Below are 26,756 nucleotides of genomic sequence, written 5' to 3' on the forward strand. Positions count from 1 at the left end.
CGTGATTGATCTGCAGATCCTCACCACCGTGCTCAGTGTGCTGGCGGCGTTCATCGGCATCGCCGCCTACCTGCATGCCATCAAGCAGGACCTGACGGTGCAGATCACCGGAATCGAGTCCCGCATGACCGACAGGGTCGATGGAGTCGAGTCCCACATGACCGACAGGGTCGATCGACTTGAGTCGAGCCTGACCGCCAAGATCGACGACGTGAAGACTGACGTCGTCGACCTGCGGGCCGCCGTGCGCGTGCTGGAACAGCGGACGTTCGAGATGGTTCATCGAGGTACAGCGACGGACGCCGGCCAGCATCCGACCTAACCCGTGAGCTGGAGCTGTCCGGTGTGGACGAGGGTGTGGCATTTCCGGCAGAGGCCGATGAGGTTGTCGAGGTCGGTGGGGCCGCCTCGTGACCACCATCGTTCGTGGTGGAGGTGGGCGATGGGGTGGTGACAGCCCGGTGATGCGCATTGGCCGTGTTGTCGGTGTCTGATGGCTTTGGCTTGTCGCATGGTGGCGTAGCGCTCGGTGCGGCCGACGTCGAGAACCTCGGTGTTGCGGCCGATGGTCCTGATGAGGATCGGGGTGATCTCGGCCCCGCAGAGGAGGTGGTCGAGGAGCTGGGGTCCGATCGGGCCGAACCCTTCGAGGTGCGCCGGCTTCAGATCGAGATCCAAGGCGCGGGCCGCGGACTGGTCGGCCATGGCCTGCAACGTGTCGGCCTCGACGGTGACGAAGACGTGCGGCTTGATGCCGTTGTCGGCCGGCAGACCGTTCTCCAGGACGCTGGTGCAGACGTCGTCGAGGGCATCCATCCGGCGCTCGGCCGGGCTGCGCTCGTCGCCGGCGTCGCGCGGGACGGACAGGTTGGTCAGGATCGTCTTGAGCTTGGCGCCGGTCTCGATGTCCAGGAAACCCGTCACGTGCCAGCCGTCGCCGCAGCGGATGATCTTGAGGTCGCGCTTGGCCATGCCACGCAGCCAGGCCTTGTCCAGGTCCTCGCCGTGGATCACGGCCTTGGCCTGACGGACCTTCGCGAACAGCTCACCGGGCGTGACAGTCTTCGCGACCTCGAGCAACGGCTCGGCCAACGCGATGGTCTCGGCGCGACCGACGTGCTTGAGCGCGAACGTGAACGCCTGGACGTGCTCGAAGCTGATCTGGCTCGCCCGAGCCGCCACAGCCACCGCCGGCAGATCCCGGAACGTCGACGCGGCGCGCACCATCGCCGCCGTGCGACCGGCGTCCTGGTGCAGCTCACGGCGACCCCAGGTCCGGATCGACGACGCACCCTCGTCCTCGTGCGCCTTGGTCTGGTCCATCTCGGCCAGCCGCTCGCACATCGCCGCCTCGATCGCGTCGCGCGCGGCCGCCAGCGCCCGGACCTCGTCGGCCGTGGAGACCGCCACCGACGTCATCGCCCGCGCTGCGTCGCGCATCGCCGCGATGGTGGTGGTCGTTCCCCCGAACATGCTCTCAACCTATCAGAACAGATGTTCGATCACCACCGTTTTCCACTGATATTCCAGAGAATTTTCACGGCCCGGCCTAGCACGACCCTCCGACATCCGCCGCGAGCGATCCACACCTGTCATGATCCCGGCATGCCCGACAACCCGGACGTCCCCGACGCGTTCGACGTCTACACCGTGGTCGTGCTCCGCCGCCCCGACGACGCCCCGGACATGACCGACGACGAGCTCGACGCCCTCCAGCGCGAGCACCTCGTCTACCGCGCCGACCTCCGCCGCCGCGGGCTGACCGTCGCCAACGGCCCGTTCCTCGAGCAGAGCGACGACTCGTACCGCGGCATGTCGGTCTTCGCCTGCTCCCCCGCCGAGGCCGCCCGCCTCTCCGACGCCGACCCCTCCGTCGTCGCCGGCCGCCTCGCCTACGACGTCATGGAGTGGTGGGTCGCCGCCGACTCCCTCGCCTTCCCGAAGGCCGAAGGCCCCGTCGGTGACCGCCGCTCCCTGCCCGACGACTGAGGTGACTGAGACCATGACCAGCTCCCGTCGCATCGCCTTGTGGGGCGGCATCGCCTACCTCGTCACCTTCGCCGCCGCCATCCCGGCGCTCCCTCTGCTCGAGCCGGTCACCGACCACCCCGACTACGTGCTCGGCGCCGGCTCCGACAACCGGGTCGTCCTGGGCGGCCTCCTCGAGGTCGTCGCCGCGCTCGCCGGGGTCGCAACGGCGGTCATCCTCTACCCGGTGATCCGACGCGTGAGCCGGACCTGCGCCCTCGGCTTCCTCTCCTCGCGCGTCGTGGAGGCCGGCATCCTGATCGCCGGCGCCATCAGCGTCCTGACCGTGGTCACGCTGCGCCAGGACCTCGGCGACGACGCGCCGGCCGGCCTCGTCACCGTCGCCCAGGCCCTGATCGACGTCCGCGAGTGGACCTTCCTCCTCGGCCCCGGCCTCTTCCCCGCGATCAACGCCGGCTTCCTCGGCATCGCGCTCTACCGAGCCGGTCTCGTCCCGCGGATCCTCCCGCTCGTCGGCTTCGTCGGCGCTCCCTTCCTCGTCGGGAAGACCCTCGCCGTGGCCTTCGGCGCCTTCGACGAGCTCAGCACCGCGGCCGTCCTGCTCGCCCTCCCCATCGCGGCGTGGGAGCTCGGCCTCGGCCTCTGGCTGACCGTCAAGGGGTTCCGCCCTCCCCGGCTCTCAACGAATCCTGATCATTGACGGTAGACCAGTCGTTCTACTATGGTTTAAGTAGAACGACTGGTCTACTTTGGAGATGACGATCATGAACGCATCAGCAACCGACCCGCAGACCCTGGCGGACTTCACCGCCCGCTGGTTCGAGCTCTGGACGGAGTCCGACCCGGATGCCCGGACGGCACAGGTCGCCGACCTGTGGGCGACGACCGGTACCCAGGTCCTCGTCGACCCGCCTGAGGCGATGCGCGACGCCGTCGCCGAGCTGGCCTTCCCACTGCCCCGCCTCGAGGTCCGCGGTCACGCCGAGATGGACAGCCGCGTCACCCGCGCGTACGAGATGTTCATCGAGCCGGGCGAGCACACGTTCCAGGCGACCGACGGTGACGCCGTCCCGCTCGCTCCGGGCATGGTCGGTCTGGGTTGGGACATGGTGGCGCTCGCCGACGGGTCCGTCGTCGGTCGCGGCTACGACGTGTTCGTGCTCGACGAGGACGGCCGCATCCTCATGGACCACCAGCACATCCTGGGCTGACTGTCAGCCCGGACCGTCCGGATGCGTGAGGTCGTAGGCACGCTGGAGCTTCTGCGGAACGCACAGCCGCCACGCGTCGACGACGAACTCACGAGCCTCGACCGGATCAAGCGCCGCGAGGTTCGCGTGGACCCAGTGGAACCGCATGTCGGACTCCGACGGCATCGAGAACTTGTGCGGCTCTCCCCCGACCAGCGCCTCCCGCTCCTCCTTGGGGAACCCGAAGCCCATCGTCTGCTCGTCGAGCGAGAACGCGACGTAGACGATCTGCTTGACCCGGAACTTCAGCCGGCCCCGGACGTAGACCTCATACGAGCGCTCGAGCTCCGAGCCCAGGTACCGGACGTCGTCGAGGACCGCCATGTCAGGCCTGATCGAGCACGACGGCGGCCAATTCGCGCGCTTCCCGGCCGGGGTGCCGGGCGTCGCCGGTCGCTCCCCTGACCAAGGTGCCCTCGATGAGCAGGTGCAGCTGCTCGGCCGCGCGCGGCGGGTCGGGATGGCCGAGCCCCTCGAGCTCGCGGACGAGGATCTCTTGCAGCCGGCGGCGGAACGCCGTTGTCTCGGCGTGCGCCGGGTGGTCGGGCTCGGAGAAGGCGAGGTCGGTGGCGAAGTAGCGGCAACCGCGGAAGGTCTTGGTGGATACGAGGTCGTCGAGCTGGTCGAAGACGCCGAGCAGCCGGTCGCGCGGGTCCGTGGCCTTAGCCAGCGCCGCCTCGTACCACGCGATGTCCTCCTCCACGGCGCGCTGGAGCACGGCCGTCACCAGGCCGTCCTTGTCGCCGAAGTGCACGTACAGCGACCGACGGGCGACGTCCGCGTGCTTGAGGATCGCGTCGACGCCGACGCCGGGGCCCTGCGCGTAAAAGAGGTCCTGTGCGGCGTCGAGCAGCCGGTCGCGGGGTCCGGCAGCCTTCGTCACCATGCCCATTAGTGTAGACCAATTGTTCTACTTGGTGGTCCCGCTCAGTGCGGGTCCGGAGCCGCGGCCTCGCCCGCCGCCGCTCGCACGAGCATCCGCTCCCCTGGGCGGCCGAAGATGCTGAGCACCTCCGCCGGCTCGTCGCCGGTGCTGCCGAACCAGTGCGGGACCTGGGTGTCGAACTCGGCGGCCTCACCCGGGCCGAGCACCAGGTCCTGGTCGCCGAGGACGAGGCGCATCCGGCCGGACAGGACGTAGAGCCACTCGAACCCGTCGTGCGCGCGGCGGGCGGGCGTCGACTGCGTCCGCGGGATCAGGATCTTCCACGCCTGCACGCCGCCGGCGCCGGTCAGCGGCAGCACGGTGCGGCCCTTCACCCTGCGCGGCTTGGGCCGGATCCGCGGGTCGCCGACCTCGGGTGCACCGACGAGGTCGTCGAGCGGCACGCGGTAGACCTGCGCCAGCGGCAGCAGCAGCTCGAGGCTGGGCTTCCGCTGCCCGGTCTCCAGGCGCGACAAGGTGCTCTTCGAGATCCCAGTCGCGGCGGAGACGCCGGTGAGGGTCAGGCCCCGCTGCTTGCGCACGCGCTGCAGCCGCTGACCCACCTCGTCGAGGGCACGGGCGATGTCACTCATGCCTCCATCGTGACGCACGATTCCCAGTATCGGCAACATAGATTGAGCAGAGAGGAACGGCGCGGGACGCTGGGTCCATGAACCACTACGACGTCATCGTGATCGGCGGAGGAGCCGCCGGCCTCTCCGGCGCACTCGTCCTCGCCCGGGCTCGGCGCTCGGTGCTCGTCGTCGACGGCGGCGAGCCCCGCAACGCCCCCGCGGCGCACATGCAGGGCTTCCTCTCCCGCGACGGCATGCCGCCCAGCGAGCTGCTCGCCGCTGGCCGCACCGAGATCGAGGGCTACGGCGCCGAGATCGTCCGCGCCCACGTCACCAAGACCATCCAGCGCGACGACCACGTCGAGGTGCAGCTGGACGACGGCCGCTCCGTCACCGCCCGCCGCCTGCTGGTCGCCACCGGCCTGCGCGACGAGCTGCCCGACGTCCCGGGCCTGCGCGAGCGCTGGGGCCGCGACGTCCTGCACTGCCCCTACTGCCACGGTCACGAGGTCCGCGACCAGCGACTCGGCGTCCTCGGCTGGACGCCGGGTGCCGCGCACTACGCGCAGATCGTCCGCCAGTGGTCGCACGACGTCGTCCTCTTCGCCGCCCACGGCACCCTCACCGCCGACGACCGCGAGCGCCTGACCGCCCGCGCCATCGGGATCGTCGAGGGCGACGTCGCCTCGGTCGACGACGGCCTGCGGATCACGATGGCCGACGGCCGCGCCGTCGAGCGCGACGCCCTGTTCGTCCCGCCCCGCTTCGTCCCGAACAACCACGTCCTCGTCGACCTCGGCTGCGAGCTCGACGACGCCGGCTGGGTCGTCACCGACCCGACCGGCCGCACCAGCGTCCAGACCGTCTGGACCGCCGGCAACGTCCGCAACTCCCGCGCCCAGGTCATCACGGCCGCCGGCGAGGGGTCGGCGGCCGCCATCGCCCTCAACGCCGACCTCGTCGACGACGACGTGCGCATCGCCGTCCGCGAGTACCGCGCCTGACCCCACCTGAAAGAGAGAACCCATGTCCCCCACCCCGCCCAGCAAGCACGAGCTCGCCCTGATGATCTGGGTCGCCGTCTTCCCGACGCTCACCGTGCTCAACCTGACCCTCACCCCGCACCTCGCCGGCCAGGGCACCGTGCTCCGCACGTTCGTGCTCGCCACCGTCGCCGTGCCGATCGTCATCTACGGCCTGATGCCCCGCCTCCACCGGCTTCGGGCCCGCATCCGTCGGTAGGTGGTCTCGATACACGCCCAGCTCGCTGGCGCGCGCGGGCGCGCTCGACCACCGGGACACCTCGGTGATCGAGTGCCTGCGAGCTCTGCGAGCAGGCGTATCGAGATCACCTCGAAACCGCCACCCGGCCGCCCCGCGCGTCTCTATGCTCGATCAATGCCCGTGCTGGCCACCAAGCTGCACGTCCCGGAGCCGCGGGCGGACCTGGTCCCCCGGCCCCGGCTGCAGGAGCGCCTCGCGGACGCCGATCTCGGCTCGACGCGGCTGGTGCTCGTCTCCGCCCCGGCGGGCTTCGGCAAGACCACGGTCGTCACCCAGTGGCTCGCGGCGAACGACGCCCGACGCATCGCGTGGGTCTCGCTCGACACGACGGACGACGACGTCCGCCAGCTGCTCGACCACGTGATCGCGGCGCTCCGCACCACGAACCCCGACCTCGGCCAGGAGGCGCAGACCCTGGTGGACGGCGCGAGCAGCGTCCCCGTACCCGCCGTGATGACCAGCCTGGTCAACGACCTCGACACCCTCGCCGCGCCGACCGTCCTCGTGCTCGACGACTACCACGTCATCGACGCCGCTCCCGTCCACGAGGCGCTCGGCTTCCTGCTCGACCACCTCCCGCCGCACGTCTGCGTCGTCCTCACCACCCGCTCCGACCCGCCACTCCCCCTCGCCCGCCTGCGCAGCACTGGCGGACTCGTCGAACTCCGCGCCGCCGACCTCCGCTTCACCCCCGACGAGGCGGGCACCCTCCTCAACGACGTCATGGGCCTCGGCCTCGGGCCCGACGCGATCGGCACCCTCGACGAGCGCACCGAGGGCTGGGCCGCCGGCCTGCAGCTGGCCGCCCTGTCGATGCGCGGCCGCGACGACACCGCCGCGTTCGTCGACGCGTTCGCCGGCAGCCACCGCTTCGTCCTCGACTACCTCGTCGAGGAGGTGCTCGCCGGCCAGCCCGACGACGTCAGCGACTTCCTGCTCACCACGTCGGTGCTGCGCGAGATGGACGCGTCACTCGCCGACGCCATCACCGGCCGCTCCGACGCGCGCGACGTGCTTGCCGCGCTCGACCGCGGCAACGTCTTCGTCGTCCCGCTCGACGACGACCGCACCTGGTACCGCTACCACCACCTGTTCGCCGACGCCCTCCGCGCGCGGCTGCAGGCGCAGGACCCGGACCGCGTCGCGGCGATCCATCGCGCAGCCAGCCGGTGGTTCGCCGAGCACGGCTACCTCGACGACGCCGTCCGTCACGCCTTCGCCGGCGACGACCCCGAACGCACCGCCGACCTCGTCGCGCTCGCCTTCCCTGACCTGCGCAAACAACGCCGCGACGACACCATCCGGCAGTGGGTCCGCGACCTCCCCGAGGACACGGTCCGCCGGCGCCCGCTGCTGGCCACCGCGATGGGCTGGACGCGGCTCGCCGAGGGCGACCTGGACGGCGTCGAGGCGTGGCTCGACGTCGCCGAGCAGGCGCTCGACCCCGCGCCGGCGGTCGCCGACGACCTGCACGTCCCGGCGCTCGCCGCCGCCGTCGCCGCCCGTGACCAGGAGCTGCGCGAGCTGCCGGCGATGATCGAGGCCTACCGGGCGTCGGTCGCGCAGGGGCGCGGCGACGTCGACGGCACCACCGCGCACGCCCAGCGCGCGCTCGACCTGGCCGGCCCGGACGACCACTTCTCCCGCGGCGCCGCGGCCGGCTTCCTCGGCCTCGCCGCCTGGGCCGAGGGCGACCTCGCCCGCGCGGTCGACACGTTCAGCGGCGCCGTCGCCAGCCTCCGCGCCGCCGGCAACCACGCGGACGCCCTGGGCTCGAGCGTGGTGCTCGCGAACATGTGGCTCGGCCGCGGCCGCCCCGACGAGGCTCGCCGCCTCTACGAGCAGGCGCTCGCCGCCGCGGGCGGAGCCGTCCTGTCCACCTCCGGCGACCTGCACGTCGGGCTGGCCAAGATCCTCCGCGAGGCCGGCGACCTCGCCGGCGCCGACGAGCACCTCGACGCCGCATCCCGGCTCGGCGACGAGGCGTCGCTGCCGGAGAACCGGCACCGCTGGTTCACCGCGAAGTCCGGCGTCCTGCGCGCGCGGGGCGACCTCGAGGGCGCGCTCGCGTTGCTGGACGAGGCCGAGGCCTGCTTCCAGCCCGGCTTCTTCCCCGACGTGCACCCGCTCGCAGCCACCAAGGCGCGGATCGCCGTAGCGCTCGGCCGTCTCGACGACGCCGAGCACTGGGCGGCGTCGAGCGGGGTGAGCGCCACCGACGACGTCGCCTACTCGCTGGAGCACGCGCACCTCACCCTCGCCCTGCTCCTCGTCGCCCAGCACGACCCGGCCGCTCTGGGACTGCTCGACCGCATCGTCGACGCCGCCACCTCCGCCGGACGCGACGGCAGCGTCATCGAGGCCCGCACCATCCGCGCACTCGCCCACGCGTCGGCCGGCTCCACCAGCGCGGCCCTCGACGACCTGTCCGCCGCGATCGCGATGGGCGTCCCCGTCGGCTACGCGCGGATCTTCCTCGACCACGACGAGCCGGTGCTCGACCTCCTGCGCGCGATCGACAGCCCCGAGGCGGCCCAGCTCCTCGCCCTCGCCGACGGCCCGATCCCCTCGACGTCGAGCGAGGACCACGACCTCAGCGAGCGTGAGCTCGAGGTGCTTCGCCTGCTGGCCACCGACCTGACCGGCCCGGACATCTCCGACCGGCTGTTCATCTCGGTCAACACGCTCCGCACGCACACCAAGCACATCTTCACGAAGCTCGACGTGAACACCCGTCGCGCCGCCGTCTCCCGGGCCGCTGACCTGGGCCTTCTCTGAATCACCACCTGGAATCACATCGTCTGGTGATGTCAGGTCACCACGTCGATTCCTAGCGTCCTCGACGTGGCCGGACACCCCGCCCGGCCCGAGGACCAGGAGTCACGATGACCATCACCACCGACCGCCTCACCCGCGCCGCCGGCGTCAGCGCCGTGCTCGCCGGGCTGCTGTTCATCGGCGTCCAGCTCAACCACCCGCACCTGGACACGACGTCGATCACGACCACCGAGGTGCAGCTGCGCAACGGCCTGAAGATCCTGATGGCCGCCTTCGGGCTCGCCGGCATCACCGGCATGTACGTCAGCCAGGTGCGCCGCAACGGCGTGCTCGGCCTGGTCGGCTACCTGCTGCTCTCCGTCGGCTACCTCGTGATCGCCGGCACCTGCTACATGGCCGCGTTCGTCCTCCCGCACGTCGCCGGCGCCGACCCGTCGTTCGTCAGCGACGTCATCGCCGCCACCACCGGCAAGACCCCCGACGGCGACCTCGGCGCGCTCGGCGTCGTGCTCAAGGTGCAGGACGCCAGCTACCTGGCCGGCGGCCTCGTGTTCGGCATCGCGCTGTTCCGCGCCGGCGTCCTCGCTCGCTGGGCGACCGTGCTGCTGGCCGTCGGCGGCGTCGTGACCGTGGCGCTCGCCGTGATGCCCGACGCGTTCTACCGGCTGCTGGCCTTCCCGAACGGCATCGCGATGGTGGCGCTCGGCTGGTCGCTGTGGTACACCGCGCGTCGCGACGCCGCGGTCGAGACCGTGGCGGTGGCGGCATGACCCGCACCCGGCTGGCCTTCCTGCGCGGCGGCTACCTCTTCATGGGGCTCGGCCTCGCGCTGGTGAAGTGGCCCGACCTGGCCGACGCCGCCGACCTGCCCGTCTACGAGGGCGTCACGCTCAGCCTGCTCACCGCGATGTCGGTGCTGGCGCTGCTCGGCGCGCTCCGCCCGGTCGCGCTGCTCCCGGTGCTGGTGCTCGAGACGCTCTGGAAGCTGATCTGGCTCGCCCTGGTCGCGCTCCCCCTCGCGATCGACGGGGATCTCGACGGGCAGGCCGCCGAGATCGCGGTCAATTGCTCGCTCGTCGTCGTGATCATCGCCGTCGTCCCGTGGCGGTACGTCTGGCGGCAGATGAGCACGGCGGAGGTGTCGCGATGAGCTCCCGCTCCGGCTGGCGGACGGGCGTTGCGCTGCTCGTGCTGAGCGTGGTGCCGCTCACCGCCGGCGCGCTCCGGCTGCTCCAGGTGTTCGGCGGCCCGGACGTCCTGCCTCACGACGACCGGTTCACCGCCGGCTTCCCCGTCGCCCTCGTGCTGCACATCGTCGGCGCCGCGGTCTTCGCGCTGGTCGGCATCCTCCAGCTGGTCCCGGCGTTCCGCCGCCGGCACTGGACCTGGCACCGTCGGGCCGGCCGCGTCCTCGCGGTCACCGGGCTGCTCGTCGCCGGCTCGGCCATCTGGTTGACCCTGTTCTACGCGGCCCAGCCCGGCACCGGCCTGCTGCTGTTCGCGTTCCGCATCGTCGTCGCGCCCGCGACGATCGCGTTCATCGTGCTGGGGTTCACGGCGATCCGTCGTCGCGACGTCGCCGCCCACCGCGCCTGGATGATCCGCGCCTACGCGCTCGGCCTCGGCGCCGGCACACAGGTCTTCACCGAGGGCTTCGGGGAGGCGTTCTTCGGCACCGGCGAGGTCGCCGGCGACCTCGCGAAGGGCATCGCCTGGGTCATCAACCTGGCCGTCGCCGAGTGGGCCATCCGCCGCTCGCCCTCCCCCGCCCGGGAGCTGGTGCGCGCATGACCACCTACACGTTCGGCATCCGCGGACACCTCGACGACCACTGGGCCGCCTGGCTCGGCGACCTCCGCGTCACCCGCTCCGCCGACGGCACGTCGACACTCACCGGACCCGTCCGCGACCAGGCCCACCTGCACGGCATCCTCGGCGGCCTGCGCGACATCGGCGCCGAGCTCTGCTCGCTGAACGTCGTCGAGGACGTCGCGCCGACGCTCCCGCACCCGGTCCGCACCAAGCGCCTCACCCTCCGCGCCGCCCGCCCGGACGACGCCGACGCCATCTGGCAGTACCGCCGCCTGCCCGAGGTGGGCGCGTGGCTGACCGAGATCCCCACCGACCTCGACGCCTACCGCGCCACCTTCACCGACCCCGGCCGCCTGGCGACGACGGTGATCGTCGAGCTCGACGGCACGATCATCGGCGACTTCATGCTCCGCGTCGACGACGCCTGGGCCCAGGCCGAGGTGCGCGACCAGGCGCGCGGCACGCAGGCCGAGCTCGGGAGCGTCCTCGACCCGGCGTTCCACGGCCACGGCTACGCCACCGAGGCGATGCGCGCGCTGCTGCGCGTCTGCTTCGACGACCTCGGCGTCCGCCGCGTCACCGCCAACGCCTTCCTCGCGAACGAGGCGTCCTGCCGCCTGATGGAGCGCCTCGGGATGCGCCGCGAGCACCACGCCGTCGCCGAGTCCCTCCACCGCTCCGGCGCGTGGCTGGACACCGTCGACTACGCCCTGTTGTCCCACGAGTTCACCCACCACACCAAGGAGTAATCACATGAGCACCACACGACGCGTCGCCCTCCTGGGCGGCATCGCCTACCTCGTCACGTTCCTCGCGTCCATTCCAGCCCTCGCGCTGCTGGAGCCGGTGACCGACCACGCCGACTACGTGCTCGGCGCCGGCTCCGACAACCAGGTCGTCCTGGGCGGCCTGTTCGAGCTGGTCACCGCCCTGGCTGGCGTCGCCACCGCACTCGCGCTGTATCCCGTGACCCGACGGGTGAGCAGGACCGGCGCCCTCGGCTTCGTCGCCTCACGCCTGGTCGAGGCCGGGATCATCATCCTCGGCGTTGTGAGCATCCTGACGATCGTCACGCTCCGCCAGGACCTCGGCGGCAGCGCCGACGCCCCTGCCGGCCTGATGGCGGTCTCTGCCGCCCTCGTCGACGTCCGCGAGTGGACCTTCCAGTTCGGCCCCAACCTGATGGCCGCGATCAACGCCTCGTTCCTCGCGACGATGCTCTACCGCGCCCACCTCGTCCCGAAGATCCTCCCGATCCTCGGCTTCATCGGCATCCCGCTGCTCGTCGGCAAGATGCTGGCGGTCTCGTTCGACGTCATGGACGAGCTGACCGTGACGGCGTTCCTGCTCGCCCTCCCCATCGCCGCCTGGGAGCTCGGCCTCGGCCTCTGGCTCACCCTCAAGGGCTTCCGCCCCTCCCCGGTCCTCGACGAGGCCTGACCGCGACGGCCGCCGCTCGGGCGGCGGCCAGGCGCTACTTGACGGTGCGGAGGCTTGGGCGATGTACCGAGGGCGGCGCGAACTCGGACTAGCTCGAACCCAGACCTGAAACCCGATTACCTGTCAAACCTCGAGCAGATACTGCATCACTCAGCTCAAGCGAATTCGCAGCCGACGCGCTCGCTCTTCGAACGCATACTGGCCGCCCTCCAATATTTCGCAAACCTCCTGCCGGATTTCCGGGTTTTCCAAGCCACCGCTCGTGTAGGTCATCTCCGGCAACTGGCCCGGCCGATGGGGGCCGGCGTTCGCCACAATCACTTGGTCGGCATCGGTATTGACGACCAGGTTCGCGTTGTGCGTCACGATGATGATCTGCCGCCTGCGCCGGGTCTCGACGAATCGTCCGACCAGCTCGTCGAAGATCGACTTGGGGTCGAGGTTCTCCTCAGGCTGATCAATAATCAGAGGTCGGTCATCGGACTGGTCAACCGCCAAGTAGAGCAAGAGCAGGACGATGCCCCGCGTTCCCGGCGAGAGCTGTTCGATCTCTACGTCGTCGTACTGCACGCCGTACTTGACCGAGATATGGCTTGTGTCGTTCAGCCAGGCCGCAACCTCAGCTGCCCACCGCGCGTAGTCGTGCTTCTCAAGGCGCGAAACCTTCGCCTGCTCGACGAAGTGCGGGTCGTGCTCTTCGCGGAACGCTGCCATAGCCTCGGCGACCTCGGCGCTCGCGACCCTTTCCCAGGCGGGAAGCAGCTTGGTGCGCGCCTGACTGAGCAACTCGCCGTGACCACGGAACACACCCGTGCGAAGGTCGAGAAGAGCCTCGCCTTGCTTGGCCCAGCTTTCGACGTCTACAACACGCCGCACGCTGAAGGTCAGCTTCCCGAGCGTGCCCACCTCGGCGCCGAGTGCGTCCTTGAGCGGCGCATACATCGCCTCGAGCTGCTCCTGCTCAGAAGCAAAGCCGTCAAAGAGCGAGGCGTACGCCTGCTTTCGCTTGAGTCTCAGGGCCTTCATGCGATCAGACGCACCCTCTGCCCTCGCGATGTTGGCATTCACCGAAGCCAGTGCCGCCTCGGTCTTCGCAATCTTGTCGTTGAGGGCCTGCAATTGGCGCTGTCGATTCGCATCGAGCCCGATCAGCTCGCCCAGCCGCCACGCCTCCGCGCGGAGCGCCGCCAAAGTCACCTGCGTAAGGTCTGCGTCGTCTGGCACATAGGGCGGCAGCTCATGCGCTGGCTGTGTCGGCTTGGGAAGCGCCTGACCGACAAGGCGTCCGATGTCCGCGCGAACAGCTTCAAGCCGCCCTTCAACGAGTTCCCGCGGGTCTCCCGCGTACTTGAGCCGAAATGCCTGCCACTCGGTAGCGGTCAACGCTGCACTCGCGTACTCGCGCTCCAACTCCGACTGGATCGCGGGGAGCCGGCGATCCGAAATGTCCGTAACGGCGTCCAGGAGATCGCCAAGCGCCTTCTCGCGCCGCTTGAGGGCATCGACCTCGCCCTGCTTGAGAACGAGTGCACCGTTCAGCGTCTCGAGCCGCTTAGCTCTGTCCTCGCCCCCGCGGACTACCAAGCCACCACGTGCCTTCTTGTCCTCGGCAAGTAGACCCGTGAGCCTCGTCTGCTCATTCTTCAAGTCGGGAAGGCTCTCCCCAGTGACTCGCTCGGCCTCGATCTGGATGGCGAGATCGTCCATCTCACTTTGGGCGAACCGGCGGAGGTCGCGTCCATGACTGGCTCGCAAGTCGAGCAGCTCACGGAAATTGGAGGCTCCAAGCCGATCCTCGTATGGGTGAGCCTCGAAGATGACACGCTCGATCTCAGTCAACAGTTCGTCCGTGATTCCCTCGGACGAGCAAAGCCGTTCCACGAACTGCTGGGATAGGTACTGGACGCGTGGCGTGTCGTCCAACGCGAAGCTGGGCGGGAGATCCGCTTCAGAGGCCCCACCATCAGCCCATGCGAGCGCGACACTGCTTCCAGCGAGGTGATGCCTTGCCCGTTGCAGGAATGTCTGGTCCGACGCATCCGTGCTCGCCGCACCGCCGCCGGCGGCGATCAAATCGGCAAGGGCGGTCTTGCCTGAACCACGTGCGCCGATGATTGCGACAAGTCCCGGTGCAAGTGGAAGGTCGGGCGTTGCAACCCAGTCCGCGCCGCGTACGGTGACACGCTCAATGACGCGATAGTCGAGAGCTCCGCGGGGCGGCTGCTCGGCGACGAGCACCCGCTCCTTGGGCTCTAGACAGGCTTGCCGAAGCGACTCGAACGTGGCGTCACCCTTGATCCAGGTGTAGCGGTTCATATCCGGCCGGCCGACATCATCGAGCCTGTGCGCGTCACTGCCGTGAATGCAGGCCTTAAGCCCGTCGTAGCGTCTGACGAGTTCCGCCGGCTCAAGGACACCTTCGCCCGTCCAGAAACTGCGCTGGGCGGGTGAGCCCGCGAAGATCACACGCGCCAGACGTTCGATCTCCACCCTGACAGCTTCGAGCGAGCCGCCCGCGTCACGCACCCCGGAGGTGCCGTCTGTGCTCCCCGCAGCGACTCCGACGATGATGTTCGCCTGGGCCCACGCGCTCTCTTCAAGCGAATGCTTCAAGTTTTCGATGGTGACCTTGAACAAGTTCGTGCCAGTCGCGAGTGCGGCCGTCTCGTCCGTGATCGTCGGATCGTACGCCTTGCCCAAGCGAATCAGGTCGTTCCGATCGCACACGTAGGATTCGCGGCCCACCGAGAACTTCAGGGTCCGGAGAAACCGCCTGATCTCCTCGACGTGGTTGGGATCTTCGGGAGAAACCAACAGGTGAATGTTGACCGGATGGTCGCTCTTCGTCGCGGTCGGCAGCCGCAGCTCGATGTTCGGGAAGATCAGACCGACGTCGGGGAGCCTGCCTGCGATCTGGAAGTCGAGCACTTTCGCATACTCATCGACGCTGCAATAGTCGGTAATGCCGAGCGCCTCGATCGGCGGGTCGGCACTTTCGAGCTGGGTCAAGTACTCGTCCCACGCGTCCTCGCCGAACTGATTGTTCATGGCAGTGCCAGGCGTGTGGATATGCGGATCCCAACGCCGCCAGACAGACCCGCGAGGGTCAGCTTGGGCCTCCCCAGCTGTGCTAGTCATCCTTCGCTCTCCCGGACGTAGGTCACGCCGAAGGCCTTGACCTGGCGGTACTGCTGGAGCTTCACCGCGAGGTCGAACGCGTCGTTCGGGACGTACTGAAAGATGTCGAGCCCCCGCCCGAGATTGATGCGCCAGCCGGAGTCGGCCACGATCGAGCGGTCGTGGATCGTGCCATCGAACTTCACGTCGAGCGTGATCCCCGCTACCGCAGCTGCCTGCTTCACACGAAGCAGGAACTCCATCTGCTTCTGCAGCTTCTCCGGACCGTCAGTGTTCTCGCTCGTCACGAGGAAGACCTTCAGCTCATCCGCCGGGTCCTTCACGAGGGCCAGCGCCTCGATCAGCTCCATGAGGTTGCGAGCTTGGTGGAACTGCCGGATGTACGGATCGACGATCGTGATCTCAGAGGCCCCTGCGAGATACGGCAACAGGAGCGTTTCGTAGGAGACGCCGCGCTGGTTCTCCTGGAACTCGCGATGGCCCTCGAAGAGTGGCTCGGGGCTGGAGGCTTCCTCGCCGGGCGCCGAAACCGCTTCCTCTCCCCCTTCAGGTGCACTGGCGCCCGTCGTGTCACCCTCGCCATGGTCGGGACGGCTCTGGTGGTAGTAGGCGGGGTACTCGTCTTCCTCCAAGGTCGTGACTGCGTGCCACTCGCCGCCCTTGTCGAGGTAACCGAACCTCACGTCGGCCATCGTGGTGTCGATGCGCAGGATCTGGTCCTTAACCCGCTTGCGCCCCTCGACGGCAAACCGGAGGATCTCCTCGATCTCGTCCTTCGTGGCCCCACCGTGTGGGTAGATGATCTTCATCAGGCCCGAGAACGTCTTGTGGATGCCATCGCGGTCACGCGTGGAGATGTCGGAGCCGAGCGTGAAGTGCTCCTGGTAGCGGTCGGAGTAGTCGGCGTTCCGCATCGACTTGAGCACTTCGGCGATGTAGTCGACGACGAACCCATACCCGTCCGAGAACATCTCGCCGCGGATGGTGTCGACTTCCCAGCCCGGGATGTAGAAGTGCAGGCGGTCGAGGTACGCCGAGTCGTGGTAGCTCTCGGGCAGCTCATCGAACAGGTCCGAGTGCTTGAGCATGTGTGGCACGTTGTGAGAGGTGTTGCCCACGAAGACCATCGATGCCTCGGCGCCCAAGGTCTCCACACCGCGCGAGAACGACTTGTTCGCCATGTAGTTCTTCATGATGTCGACGAGCGCCTTGTCCGTGCGCTTCTTCTTGCCCGCGAACTCGTCGAAGGCCACGACATCCCAGTAGCCGACGAGGCCGATGCGGCCGTTGGAGTTGTTGACGAAGAGCTTGGGGACGGTGACCTCTCCGCCGGAGATCAGCATTCCGTGCGGAGAGAACTCCGAGAAGATGTGCGACTTGCCGGTTCCCTTGGGGCCGAGCTCGACCAGGTTGTAGTTGCGCTCGACGAAGGGGATCAGCCGCACGAGCTGGATGAGCTTGGCGCGCCGGCCGAACAGCTCGGGGTTGAATCCGATGGACTGAATCAGCAGGTCGATCCACTCATCGGTGGTGAACTCCCGCCTGGCAGAGGTGTAGCTGTCGAAGTCAAAGTTCGAGAGCTGGATCGGCTTGAGGGAACCGAGTTGCCACGGAACGACGCGAGCGTCGTCGAAGTGGAAGTAGTCGATGTCGCAGATGCACCAGACGCCGCCGACGAGCAGCTTGGGGTGGGCGTTGACGGTGGCCGCCTCGACGATGACGCCCTTGATCCCGAGGTTGGAGAACTCGGCCTCGTATCGGTCTTCCTTGTCGTTGAGGGTGACCGTGACCTTGTCGATGATCTTGTAGCGACCGCGTTCGCGGATGGTCGACTTCACGAGCTCGGACTGGTTCCGGTGGACGTAGTGGTCGGCCAGGATCTGGCGCACTGAGCCGATGCCGGCCTGGATCGTGGCCTCGTCGTCGGACGCGGCGTACTGACCGAGGAGGTACTCCAGGACGTACGACGGGACGATGGCGTTGCCCTTGACGGCCTTCACCAGATCCTTGCGAACCACGACGCCGGCGAAGTGCCGGTTGATCTTCTTGTCGAGGTCGGACTGTTCGGGCGTCTGGTCGTCGGCCTCCTTCGCCGCCAGGTCGTCGGGGAAGTCGTCGTCGATCACATGGAGATCGGTGTCTTCTGTCATGTCAGGTCGCCCTAGAAGTCGAAGTCCGAGGTGAAGGAGCGCTTGAGGGTGTAGATCGCCTTCTCGTAGACGCGCCACTGGTTCGTGTTGGGGATGCGCTCTTCGAGCCGGAACTCGACGGCGCGGTTGTTGTAGTCATTGGCATCCTTGTTCAGCAGAAGCTGGATGCTCTGGTACCGGTCGCGCTGCTCGCCCGAAGCGGAGTCAAAAGTCAGCTCCGGCTGAGGGTCGTTGGAGATCAGGGTCTCCCCGACGTAGAGGCCAGCTCGCAGCACGCGCGCCTGAACCTTGTCGCTCACCGGCTCGGACTGGAACAACTTCACAACAAGCTGACCGGTGGTGATCTTGTCGGTGTCGGGCAGCACCTTGACGTTGACCAACCGGGTGTCGCTCTTGCGCTTCTTGTTGATCGCGAGCACCGGCACGACGACCTCCTGCAAGGTCGCTCCCCCGTGCACGAAGCGTGTACCCCCGCCGGGCAGGCGGAGCCGGTGGATCGACTTGGGGATCTGCACTTCGATGTCGCTGTCGAGTTCGAGCTGGACTCCACTGAACGTGGTGAACGCGAAGTCGACCTTGAGTCCGTGACCAAGCACGTAGCGCTTGTTCTTGACCAGGATCTTGTCTCCGTGGGGCGCCTCAGAGAGGAAGAACTGTTGGGGCAGTTCTTCGTCTTGGAACAGGAAGCCGTGGTCGGCGGTGACGAAGATGTTGGTGGCGTTGGCGTTCGCCGCCTTCTTCACCAGGTCGACCAGCTCGCCGAGGGCCTGCTCAGCCGCCTCAAACACTCGACGCTCGGTGCCCTGCTTGTCACCGGTGGCGTCGATGACGTCGTGGTACACGTACAAGACGCGGTTGTTCCTGAAGAGCTCACGCCGTTCCTCCGGGCTCAGCGCCTTGAAGTCCTCGGCCTGGATCGCCGTCCCGCCGACCGTCTCCAGGATCTTCTTGCGGAATGCGGTCCCGTTGGTCGGCTGGTCGTCAGCAAGGACAGTCTTGCCGTCCGGTGAGTGCTTGAGCGTCCGGTGCGGCAAGAGGGCCGCCATCCCCAACTGGGTGTAGCTGGGCAGGACCCCCAGAACGGCCTCGAGTTCTGCGTCGAATCGGTCCTCCTGCCGGATCCGCGAGCCCAACTCCTCCGCGACCTCATAGCGGAGCGCGTCGGACACGATGACGACCGCCTTCTTGTCCTCGCGGACCAGCTGCTCGACGTAGTCGCCGTAGAACGATCTCTGCGACCTGACTGTGGCCGAGCGCCACGACTCGGCTTCATCGACCTGCTTCTGCCACGCATTGCCCAGCTCGTAGACGAACTTGTTGGTGTAGCGCTTCTCGACCTGCTCCCGCAGCGGGTCAAGTGGGTGGGGTCCCTCGAAGGTTCGGCGGGCGTAGGTGAACTGGCGGTAGAGCTGGTCGATTCGGAACCACTCGCTGCGGTATCGCTCCAACGCCTCGTCGAACGTCGAGAACGTGAAGTCGATCGTGCTCAGCTCCGACATCAGGTCTGCGGCTGCTGCGATGGCCGTGTAGAGCTGGCGATAGCCGTCGATCCACACGCTGCTCTGGCGGGCACGGACCACTTCGGCTACCTCACGGGCGGTGACCGTCTGTTCCGTTACTGCGCGCGCGAGGTCCGCGATGATCTTGCGATCGGTTTCCTCGAACAGGTCGACGGCTACCAGCTCGCGGAATCCGGCTTCCTCGATACTTGCCTTGTAGTCGAGGTCGGCGGACGCGCGCCTCGCCAGGGTCGCGAGTGCCTGCTGGCTGCGCCGGTCGTTGCGGAAGCTCGCAAAGTCCAGCTGGATGTTCTGGAGTCCGCCGGGGCGGTCGGACCTAAAGCCATCGATGGCCTTGCGGAAGATCCAGAGAATGAAGTCGTCAATGCTCGGCGAGGTCGCCTCGTAGCCATAGATCGAGGCGACGCCCCGCCAGTAAAAGTCGTCCAGGCCGTAGTCGAGAAGCGCGTCGTACTTGGTGCGCACACCCTTGGCGTTCTCGATCAGCAGCGTTCGAGTGATCTCAAGAAGACTGTGCTCCTTCTGGCCGATCACAACGGCAGACATCTTGGCTAGAAGCCGGGCTGCGTCATCGTCAGCCGTCAGCAGTGCCTTGAGGCTCTGGACGCGCTTGCTCGCGTTGAAGAACTTCTCGTGAGCCTGGACAACATCCTCGATGCCGTCCGCGCTCAGGCCGAGGTCCTGCGACACCAGCGAACTTCGGTCGGCGGTGAACACGCCGTAGGCAAGCTCGAGATCGAGTAGCCAGTTGCTTGTGCCCGCGCGTGGCTGACCGGTGCGGTAAACAAGGAACTTGTCGTCAGGCTGTTGGTGCAGCAACCGATGCTTGATGCCGTACTCGTCATTGGCGACACGCAGGATCGTGACCCCCGGCAAGTCGAGGCCGTCGAGGTCGGCGGCGTACTGACCAAGAGGGTCGTGCCAGAACACGACTCGTTGGTCCGCGAATCGACGCTCCAGGTGCGGACGGATAGCGGAGGCTTCGCTCATACAGTCGCCTCCAAGCCCACGATCTTCTTGAGGGCACTGCCGAACTTCGGGTAGTTGACCTTCACACCGTCGTCGAGGTCGATGGCGATGTTCTGCGACGCCAGGGGGTAGAGCACGTCGTGCTCGTACTCGTCCAGCTCCAGCAGGATCTTGCGGAGCCGATCGGCTTCCTTCGCATTGTTCGAACGCTCGGCGTGGTCGAGGCTCGCCTTGAGCTTGGCCTGGAACTCGCGAAGGTACTCGTTCAGCACCGTCGAGACGGTCGATGGCGTGTACCGGTGCATGTAGATGAGGGCGTTGAACGAGCCCCTCGGGCTGGAGAAGAGCCAGTAGATCGGGCGCTTCTTGTAGCGCTTCCAGTGGTCGTCGAAGAACGACCTCGTGAAGTAGTCTCGCAAGTTCCTGACACCAAGAGCGTCGTTGACGAAGCGAAGATTCTCCTCGAAGTGCTCGTCGCCGAACGCCACGCGGAGGAAGTGTCGGAAACGCTCGACAATGTCGTCCTCGAACCAGTCCCCGTCGACGATCGGGATGACGTTGTCCGCGTCCGGCGTGAAGCTCGGCGACGCAATCCTTTCGAGGTAATCCCGCAGCGTCGCACCCTGATCGGCCAGAATCAGGCCCGGCTGATCGAGCGCGAAACGACCGAACATGCAGCCAACCGCGTACGACACAAGGTCAATCACGGCGTCCCGACGTTCCAACGAATGGAGATCACCCTCCGCTCGCCTGCTGAATCGGAACGCCGGATCGGCGAGCAGCGAACTTGGAGCCTTGCCGGTAGCGGAGGTTGCGCCCACGAGGCCAACGGCACGACGCATCACATCGTTAACCGTCGCCTCGATTGACTTCATTTCACTCACGCAGTCTCGCCGAGCTCGAACCATCTGTTCGAAAGCAGCTTCCAACGACCTGCCTGCGGCCCGGTGGGCCACCAACTCTGAGCCAACGAAGTCTGGAGACGTTTCCTGTGTGTCCCAATCGGCCTTCGACAGCGCAACCGCCCGTGTCGAGAGTGCCCGAAGGTTGGAAGCCACGTCACTGTCGACCTCGACAATCGGCAACTCCGCGACCATCCCCGTTTGAACGTTCAGGGTCGAGCCCTTCACCTCGACGAGCTGTCGACCAACATCTGAGTTCAGCTGCGCAAGCAGGTCAAACGATCCCGAGCCGAAGATGGCCGGCGCCGCATCATTGAAGCCGTGCCCTGCCGGACGCCACCTGAAACTGGTGGCTCCAGTACCGACCTTTCCCCAGGTCACGCCCTCGCGGAACATGTACTGCACGTTTTGCGGACGTGACTTCAACGAACCATCAGGATTCCGATAGTTCTTAATGCGATAGCCGTCGTTCTCCCAATCCATCACGTAGATACACCCGGCGTACCACTTACGAAACTCGCCAGCCTTGTCGGTATGGACCCATCGCCTTTCCCGACCCACGCGATCACTCGAAACTTCCCAATGGAAACGCATAAACAGGTCGTCATTACGCGTCCCGACCCCTGCCTTGATCTCGAACTTGTCGCCGATCAGCGGCCCGCCATACAGCTCCACCAACTGGGGATCGGCCCAGTAGGCGATGGGGGCTCCTGGGATGGCCGTGAGGTCGACGTCGAGGCGGTAGGCCCACTCGCAATCTTCAGTGCGGATTGCCTCGAGAAGGCGGTTCCGTTTGGCGGCCTCACTCAACGGCTCCAAGCGTACGAAGATGCAGTCGTGGTGTCCCACCGACGGCATGTTCGTGAAAGCGAAGGCCGTGTTCGCGCCGAAGATGTCGGGGTGGTTAGAGACGTCGCGGAGGTGAACGAACGAGTGAAGCGTTCGCTGCCTAAGCAGGTCCTCACGGAAGCTTTCGAACGACTTGATCGTCATCCAGGTATCCCCGACGATCATTGCCACAACGCCTGAACCTTGAGCAAAACGGGCGGCGCGCGAGACGAAGCACGCGTACAGGTCCTGCTTCTCTCTTGGGTAGGCATTCTTCAGCAGATCAGACAGTTCGCCTGACATGTTGCCAGCTCCCATATAGGGCGGGTTGGCAACCACGACGGCGTACGTGCGAGCGAGAAAGCCCGCTTGATGTAGCACTCGCCTAGCCCGCTCGATTGTGTCCGCGTTGAGTATGTCGCCGGCGTCATCAACAGACTCGAGGCGGCGCGTGAGCTCAACGGTCAACTCTGGGGCCGGCTCGATCAGCGCGCCCATCAGGTCTGCGTGCTCGAACTGACTCCAGAACGCGATTTCCTCGTCGCGATCACCACCGCGAGAAACAAGGAAGTTCAGTTCGTCTGGGCCAAACCGAATCGGCTCGATCACGCATATCTTCGGCTCGATCTGCTTGTTGAAGAACGTGCGCTGTTTGGCGCGAGCCTTCATCGTCAGCGCGAAGGCCGCGAGCGCTCCTGCGCGGGGGTCGATCTCTGTGCCGTATAGGTTGTGCGCGAGGATCAATCCCGGGATGCCGGACGGGCCGTAGCCCTCCTCCTCGTAAATCGCGTAAAGCAGGTCGAAAGCATACGTGAGCATATGTCCGGAGCCGCATGCCGGGTCGATGACCTTGAGCTCCTCTGGCCCCGCGAGCTTAAGGAAGTCTGGCTCCCCGTCCGGGGGGATGTAGAAGGCCATCTGCTTCGCCAGCTGCGACGCGGGCCGGTTGAGCATCCAGAGACGCCCCAGTGAGTTCTCGACAAGGTAGCGGACGATCCAATCGGGGGTGAAAAGCTGAGTTGCCGCAGGGATTTCGCCTGCCCCAGCTCGACGCTTCTTCTTGAAGCCCCCAAAGATCTCCTCCTTCCTATCCTCGATATAGAACTGGTAGAGCCAGCCGATGACCTCGACGTCCGTGCACACGTCGTCGGTCAGCACCTTGACCGAACGGTTGAGGACCGAGTCGTCGGCGAGCAGATTGGCCGGAATAAGAAGTTCGGTGAAGTCGCCCTCACGCTCGAACATGAACGGCATGGCCTTGTGCCAGTAGTTGCAGTATGCCTCGAGCAGCAGCGCGTACGCCTCGCCTTGCGGATCACCACTCGCGCGGGTCCCGTCCAGCAATGCGGCGACGGTCTTGCGCGTCGCGATGCCGACGACCTCGTTGTCCATCACCCCACGCTTGGCCTCGGCGAGGATCTCCGGCTGGCCGACCTCCACGCCGGCCTGGGGCGAGACAACACCGATACCGGTGTAGCCGTTGGCATCCATGAAGCGCAGCGCGATGATCCGGTTGAACCAGGTGTAGGCGACTTTGTCGGCGACCGCAGCTCGGCCCTTGTCTCCGCCGCCCGCGACCGAAACTGCCTTCTCCAAGGCGGCAACCGCCTTCGCCAGCTCCACTCGCTCCGACGATCCGGGCGCCAGCACCGCAGCGATGCGCGCGGTGACCTCGCGGATGAGCTCCTTGCGAGCCCAGGTCGCGAAGTTCTTCAGTGGTGCGGTTTCCATCAGAGGGTGATTCGCTTTCCGTCGTTGAGGGTCTGGATGAGCGCGCTTCGCAGCGCGGCGATGTACCTGTCGACGTCCTCGTCAGACTCGAGAACGCCGGAAGCACCCGGAACCGCGATCGTCTTCACGGACACTGTCTGCTTCTTGGGCGCCGGCTCCGGGTCGGGCTGCGCGGGGGAAGCAGCGAGCAGGTCGAGCAACGACGGGTAGTCACTCGCCTCGAAGTTCGAGCCGATCTGGAGGAGGAGGGCCACCTGGCTCTCGTGGGCGACGCGGGAAAGCGTCTGGTCGATGCGTTGCGTCACCCTCTGCTGCGCCTCTGGCGTGGCCTTGGCGTAGTAGGTGCCGCCGAGCAACTCGGTCTTGCGGCCCTCGATGGCTGCCGTCACCGTCGCTCGGTTCGTGGCAACGATGCCGTCAATCTGGCTGCGAAGGTGATCGGTTGCCTGCTTGAGCTGGGCCATCTTGTTGCCGCGGAATGCATTGGGGTCGGCGAGAGCGGTCTTGATGGGCTCGTCACTGCCCTGCGGCAGGTAGCTGAGGTTGCTGCTGTGCGTCGAAAGGAGCGTCGCCGCCTCGTCGTAGATCGACCTCTGCGCTCCGTTCAGGAACGACTGGATGGGGTCGATCAGGTTCTCCTTGGCTTCCAGCAGGTCGTCACCGAGGTTGAAGCTACTGAGGTACCAATCGTCGGGCTTGCCCACGACCTCCTCGAGGAGGCTGATGGGGCCGCTGAGCTGCTCGACGAATGCGTACTTCGAACCACTGATCGTCGCCTTCAGCTCGTCGAGCTTGCCCGTCAGCTTGTCTGCCCCGTGGCGAGCAAGCTCTAGCGGATCCTTCGGCGCGTTGCCCTCGTCGAAGAAGTCGGTGCAGAACTTGCGGAAGCTAGCGACCTTGCGCTCATCGAAGCTCTTCTGCGGCGCGAGGATCTCGTGGCCGTGCTTCTGGGTGTTGCGCAGCGCGTTTGCGACCTCGCTGCGCTTCAGGACGTTGCCATCGACTGTCACGGTGATCTTCGAGGCACCGATCAGTGAAGCCACGATGACCTCGATCGACCCGAGATCCCAGCCGTAGGGCTTCGCCTGGAAGGTGTCGACGATGGTCTTCATCGTCACCTGCTCGCCCTGAGCGTCCTTGCGGAGGATCGTCGACAAGACCTCCTCGGCGGGCTGACTGATCTTGAGCAGCGCGTCGGCGTCGAACAGGCCGCTGTCCGGATTTGCGGCATCCGCGACCTGCTGCTCGCTGTAGGTGACGCCACCCAGCAGCTTGAGCTGCGTGTAGGTGCGACTGATGAGTTCCTGGAACCCTTCGGTCACGCGGCCGACTGCATCCTGTGAGGACGCGGGAACATCGGCGGCGTTGATGACGAGGGAGGCCTTGCCCACCGCGCTCCGGATCCGCTGCACAATTTCCTTCTCGCGCTCGCGGTTCAGAGTGGCCTTCGACTGAAGGATCTGCTCCTCGATCGCTGATAGCGATGTTGTCCGCTTGCGCTTGGTGTACTTGTCGGTCTTCAGCAGCAGTCGAAGGTCCGAGAGCAGGCGCTCGTCCGGGTCGAGGATGACCCGGAGTTCGTCCTTGCCCGCGCTATGCATCCGGATCTGCTCCGGCTCGTACGGGTATTCCGGGGTGATGAAGTGGACCGAGAGTTCCTTCTGCGGGCCGTGGACCTGGTCATCGAGCTTGAAGCCGAACGAGAAGTCCTGGCCGTTCTTGGCGTATCGGATCCTGTTCGTCTTGATCACGTCGCCGGACAGGATCTTGAAGAGCTGGGCGCTGACCTCAGAGGCGTCGATGTCGACGTTCTTGATCTCCTCCTCGATGACTTGCTCTTCGTTGGTCAGGTACTCGTAGGCGTTCCCGTTGCGCTGGATATAGGTCTGCCGCTCCAGCTCGGCAAGCGCCTCCTTGACGTCCTCGGCGAGCGCGGGCAAGTCGAGGCCGAACCGGTCGTAGACGAGCACAGTCAGGTTGCGCGGGGTGGCCTGGAAGCTGTCGACGTACTTCACGAGGAAGAGCGCCTTGAGGAGCCGGATGGCCAGCTGGTTGTCCAGGTTGCGCTCCGCAACGTCGATGGACCGTTGCGCAGCAGACTTCAGAGAGGCTCGGATGCCGGCGAACATGTGGTCGAAGGTGGCCAACGTGCCGACCTCGACATCACCGATGTCCTTGGCAACCTGCTGGACGACACCGAGCATCGACCGCTCGCCGACCGAGCTGTTGCGACCCTCGAACACGTTGTGGTCTGAGATGCCCTCGATAGCCGCCTGGAACAGCGGGAACTGGTAGCTGACGAACGGGTAGGTGCCGACGAAGTGTGCCTCGTCGGTGTAGTTGCGGTAGGTCTTCGCACCATCGACGAAGTCGAATAGCGTCTTGAAGTTGGCCGACTCGACGGCGTAGATCGCCTGGAGGGCAGTCTCGCCGGTGCCGTTCTTCTCCAGCAGGCGCTTGCGGATGACTTCCTCGACGTCTGCGCTGGTGAGCTTCACGCGGGTCTTGAAGCGTGCCTGGATCTTGGAGAAGTCGTTCCCTTGCTGCCGAGTGCGGTCGCCGACGACCTTGTCCATATCTTCCTGCGAGGTGACCATCACCCAGGCGCGCCCGCCGCACTTGGTGTTGAGGCTCTCGGCAATGGTCTGGAGGTTGAGCATCAGGTGCGTGTTGGAGCCGATGAACTGGCCGACCTCATCGACGTAGAAGTTGAGGCGGTAGCCGTCGGGCTGCTTGTCGAGCCATGCCTTGACCTCGTCCGCGAAGTCCTCGATCGAGACGGCGTATGACGCCTGGTACTGCTTGATGATGCCGGTGGTCGCCTCACCGTTGACCTCAGCGAACGCGGCGTCGATGTTCGCGCCCTCGAGGGCACTCTGCTCCCGACCCTGCGACCACGGGATACCGGCGATGCGCTCGAACGCCTCCTTGAACGCATCGTACTGACCCCTCGCATCGAGGTCCCGCTCAAAGCGCGCGACATGGCCCTGGTTGCCGTAGTAGCCCCGGCTCTCGTCGAAGACCTTCACGAAGACCTTGAGCAAGGCGTCGGTCTGATCCTTGGTGATGAGCGTTGCCTTCTGGTCGATGTTGAACAGAAGGCTCTTGGCTGGCATGCGCTCAGCCTTGGTCAGTAGGGCGGGCAGGAATGCACCCGTCGCCTTGGACCGGAAGCTCTCGGAGACCTGTGCACGGTCGAACTCCTGACCCTCGACGTCCCCGAGGAGATGCGCGAGCATCTTGAGCAGGTGCGACTTACCGGAGCCGAAGAAGCCCGAGATCCAGACACCGTTGGCGTTGGTGTAGTTCGTGTAGGCCTCGAGAAGAAGCTCGAGGCCCTTGGCGGCCTCGTTGGTGAGGACATACTCCTCAACCTCGGTGCCCAGGTGTGCGACGTCGTCCGCCTTGATGACGCCCTCGATTGGGCGCTGGACGTCCTTGGCGAAGATTTCGTTCAGCTGCATC

General features: G+C 66.5%; 21 protein-coding genes. 12 read left to right on the plus strand and 9 right to left on the minus strand.

Features of this window, described 5'->3' with window-relative positions; translation table 11 throughout:
• Position 1: 1 nt before the first annotated feature.
• Positions 2-322 carry a hypothetical protein gene (locus FHP06_RS08060; RefSeq protein WP_147685589.1) on the plus strand — a complete coding sequence of 107 codons (321 nt, stop codon included), beginning with the start codon at positions 2-4 and terminating at the stop codon, positions 320-322.
• Here FHP06_RS08060 and FHP06_RS08065 read toward each other — a convergent pair.
• The gene (locus FHP06_RS08065) at positions 319-1,473 is read right to left on the minus strand and encodes an HNH endonuclease (RefSeq protein ID WP_147685591.1); all 1,155 of its coding nucleotides are present in this window, start codon (positions 1,471-1,473) and stop codon (positions 319-321) included. The two genes, FHP06_RS08060 and FHP06_RS08065, sit on opposite strands and share 4 nt — an antisense overlap.
• 132 nt (positions 1,474-1,605) lie before the next feature.
• Here FHP06_RS08065 and FHP06_RS08070 point away from each other — a divergent pair, with 132 nt between their 5' ends.
• The 3 genes from FHP06_RS08070 to FHP06_RS08080 all read left to right on the plus strand — a co-directional run bounded on the left by FHP06_RS08070 (position 1,606) and on the right by FHP06_RS08080 (position 3,200).
• Positions 1,606-1,989 (plus strand): YciI family protein, encoded by a 384-nt coding sequence (locus tag FHP06_RS08070; protein WP_147685593.1) that lies wholly within the window; start codon positions 1,606-1,608, stop codon positions 1,987-1,989.
• 13 nt (positions 1,990-2,002) lie between these two features.
• On the plus strand, positions 2,003-2,689 hold the full coding sequence (locus FHP06_RS08075) for a DUF4386 domain-containing protein (RefSeq protein ID WP_147685595.1): 687 nt from the start codon (positions 2,003-2,005) through the stop codon (positions 2,687-2,689).
• 64 nt (positions 2,690-2,753) lie between these two features.
• On the plus strand, positions 2,754-3,200 hold the full coding sequence (locus FHP06_RS08080) for a hypothetical protein (RefSeq protein WP_147685597.1): 447 nt from the start codon (positions 2,754-2,756) through the stop codon (positions 3,198-3,200).
• A gap of 3 nt (positions 3,201-3,203) precedes the next feature.
• Here the strand turns inward: FHP06_RS08080 and FHP06_RS08085 are convergent, their stop codons facing one another.
• Genes FHP06_RS08085 through FHP06_RS08095 form a run of 3 tightly spaced genes read right to left on the minus strand, consistent with a single transcriptional unit; the run spans position 3,204 to position 4,757 of the window.
• Positions 3,204-3,563 (minus strand): MmcQ/YjbR family DNA-binding protein, encoded by a 360-nt coding sequence (locus FHP06_RS08085; protein WP_147685599.1) that lies wholly within the window; start codon positions 3,561-3,563, stop codon positions 3,204-3,206.
• A 1-nt stretch (position 3,564) separates the two neighbouring features.
• The gene (locus FHP06_RS08090) at positions 3,565-4,125 is read right to left on the minus strand and encodes a TetR/AcrR family transcriptional regulator (RefSeq protein ID WP_187271848.1); all 561 of its coding nucleotides are present in this window, start codon (positions 4,123-4,125) and stop codon (positions 3,565-3,567) included.
• Between the two features lie 41 nt (positions 4,126-4,166).
• Complete coding sequence (locus tag FHP06_RS08095; protein WP_147685602.1) at positions 4,167-4,757, minus strand: helix-turn-helix domain-containing protein; 591 nt, start codon at positions 4,755-4,757, stop codon at positions 4,167-4,169.
• A gap of 77 nt (positions 4,758-4,834) precedes the next feature.
• On the opposite strand from FHP06_RS08095, the gene FHP06_RS08100 reads away from it, so the two are divergent.
• The 8 genes from FHP06_RS08100 (at position 4,835) to FHP06_RS08135 (ending at position 12,053) form a co-directional block, all read left to right on the plus strand.
• Positions 4,835-5,743: an NAD(P)/FAD-dependent oxidoreductase gene (locus tag FHP06_RS08100; protein ID WP_147685604.1), complete on the plus strand. Its 909-nt coding sequence runs from the start codon at positions 4,835-4,837 to the stop codon at positions 5,741-5,743.
• Between the two features lie 22 nt (positions 5,744-5,765).
• The gene (locus FHP06_RS08105) at positions 5,766-5,981 is read left to right on the plus strand and encodes a hypothetical protein (protein WP_147685605.1); all 216 of its coding nucleotides are present in this window, start codon (positions 5,766-5,768) and stop codon (positions 5,979-5,981) included.
• A gap of 156 nt (positions 5,982-6,137) precedes the next feature.
• Complete coding sequence (locus tag FHP06_RS08110) at positions 6,138-8,801, plus strand: LuxR C-terminal-related transcriptional regulator (protein ID WP_147685607.1); 2,664 nt, start codon at positions 6,138-6,140, stop codon at positions 8,799-8,801.
• Between the two features lie 107 nt (positions 8,802-8,908).
• Positions 8,909-9,571, plus strand: coding sequence for a hypothetical protein (locus tag FHP06_RS08115; protein ID WP_147685609.1), 663 nt, complete (start codon positions 8,909-8,911; stop codon positions 9,569-9,571).
• Positions 9,568-9,951: a hypothetical protein gene (locus tag FHP06_RS08120; RefSeq protein ID WP_147685611.1), complete on the plus strand. Its 384-nt coding sequence runs from the start codon at positions 9,568-9,570 to the stop codon at positions 9,949-9,951. Before FHP06_RS08115 ends, FHP06_RS08120 begins: the two co-directional genes overlap by 4 nt.
• A complete protein-coding gene (locus tag FHP06_RS08125) occupies positions 9,948-10,592 on the plus strand; it encodes a DUF2306 domain-containing protein (RefSeq protein WP_147685613.1) in 645 nt (214 codons plus the stop codon). Before FHP06_RS08120 ends, FHP06_RS08125 begins: the two co-directional genes overlap by 4 nt.
• Positions 10,589-11,362 (plus strand): GNAT family N-acetyltransferase, encoded by a 774-nt coding sequence (locus FHP06_RS08130; RefSeq protein ID WP_147685615.1) that lies wholly within the window; start codon positions 10,589-10,591, stop codon positions 11,360-11,362. The genes FHP06_RS08125 and FHP06_RS08130 overlap by 4 nt, the downstream gene beginning before the upstream one ends.
• A 4-nt stretch (positions 11,363-11,366) precedes the next feature.
• Positions 11,367-12,053 carry a DUF4386 domain-containing protein gene (locus FHP06_RS08135; RefSeq protein ID WP_147685617.1) on the plus strand — a complete coding sequence of 229 codons (687 nt, stop codon included), beginning with the start codon at positions 11,367-11,369 and terminating at the stop codon, positions 12,051-12,053.
• 150 nt (positions 12,054-12,203) lie between these two features.
• Here FHP06_RS08135 and FHP06_RS08140 read toward each other — a convergent pair whose 3' ends face one another.
• From FHP06_RS08140 to brxC, 5 genes are read right to left on the minus strand one after another with little or no spacing between them, the layout of a single operon-like run.
• Positions 12,204-15,191 carry a TrlF family AAA-like ATPase gene (locus tag FHP06_RS08140; RefSeq protein ID WP_147685619.1) on the minus strand — a complete coding sequence of 996 codons (2,988 nt, stop codon included), beginning with the start codon at positions 15,189-15,191 and terminating at the stop codon, positions 12,204-12,206.
• Positions 15,188-17,341: a BREX system Lon protease-like protein BrxL gene (gene brxL, locus FHP06_RS08145; protein WP_147685621.1), complete on the minus strand. Its 2,154-nt coding sequence runs from the start codon at positions 17,339-17,341 to the stop codon at positions 15,188-15,190. Before brxL ends, FHP06_RS08140 begins: the two co-directional genes overlap by 4 nt.
• Before the next feature lie 11 nt (positions 17,342-17,352).
• The gene (pglZ, locus tag FHP06_RS08150; protein WP_147685623.1) at positions 17,353-19,851 is read right to left on the minus strand and encodes a BREX-1 system phosphatase PglZ type A; all 2,499 of its coding nucleotides are present in this window, start codon (positions 19,849-19,851) and stop codon (positions 17,353-17,355) included.
• Positions 19,848-23,291: a BREX-1 system adenine-specific DNA-methyltransferase PglX gene (gene pglX / locus FHP06_RS08155; RefSeq protein ID WP_147685625.1), complete on the minus strand. Its 3,444-nt coding sequence runs from the start codon at positions 23,289-23,291 to the stop codon at positions 19,848-19,850. The genes pglZ and pglX overlap by 4 nt, the downstream gene beginning before the upstream one ends.
• The gene (gene brxC, locus FHP06_RS08160; RefSeq protein WP_147685627.1) at positions 23,291-26,755 is read right to left on the minus strand and encodes a BREX system P-loop protein BrxC; all 3,465 of its coding nucleotides are present in this window, start codon (positions 26,753-26,755) and stop codon (positions 23,291-23,293) included. Before brxC ends, pglX begins: the two co-directional genes overlap by 1 nt.
• Position 26,756: the final 1 nt, after the last annotated feature.

The sequence above is a fragment of the Aeromicrobium terrae genome (assembly GCF_008039565.1).
Taxonomy (GTDB): Bacteria; Actinomycetota; Actinomycetes; order Propionibacteriales; family Nocardioidaceae; genus Aeromicrobium; species Aeromicrobium terrae.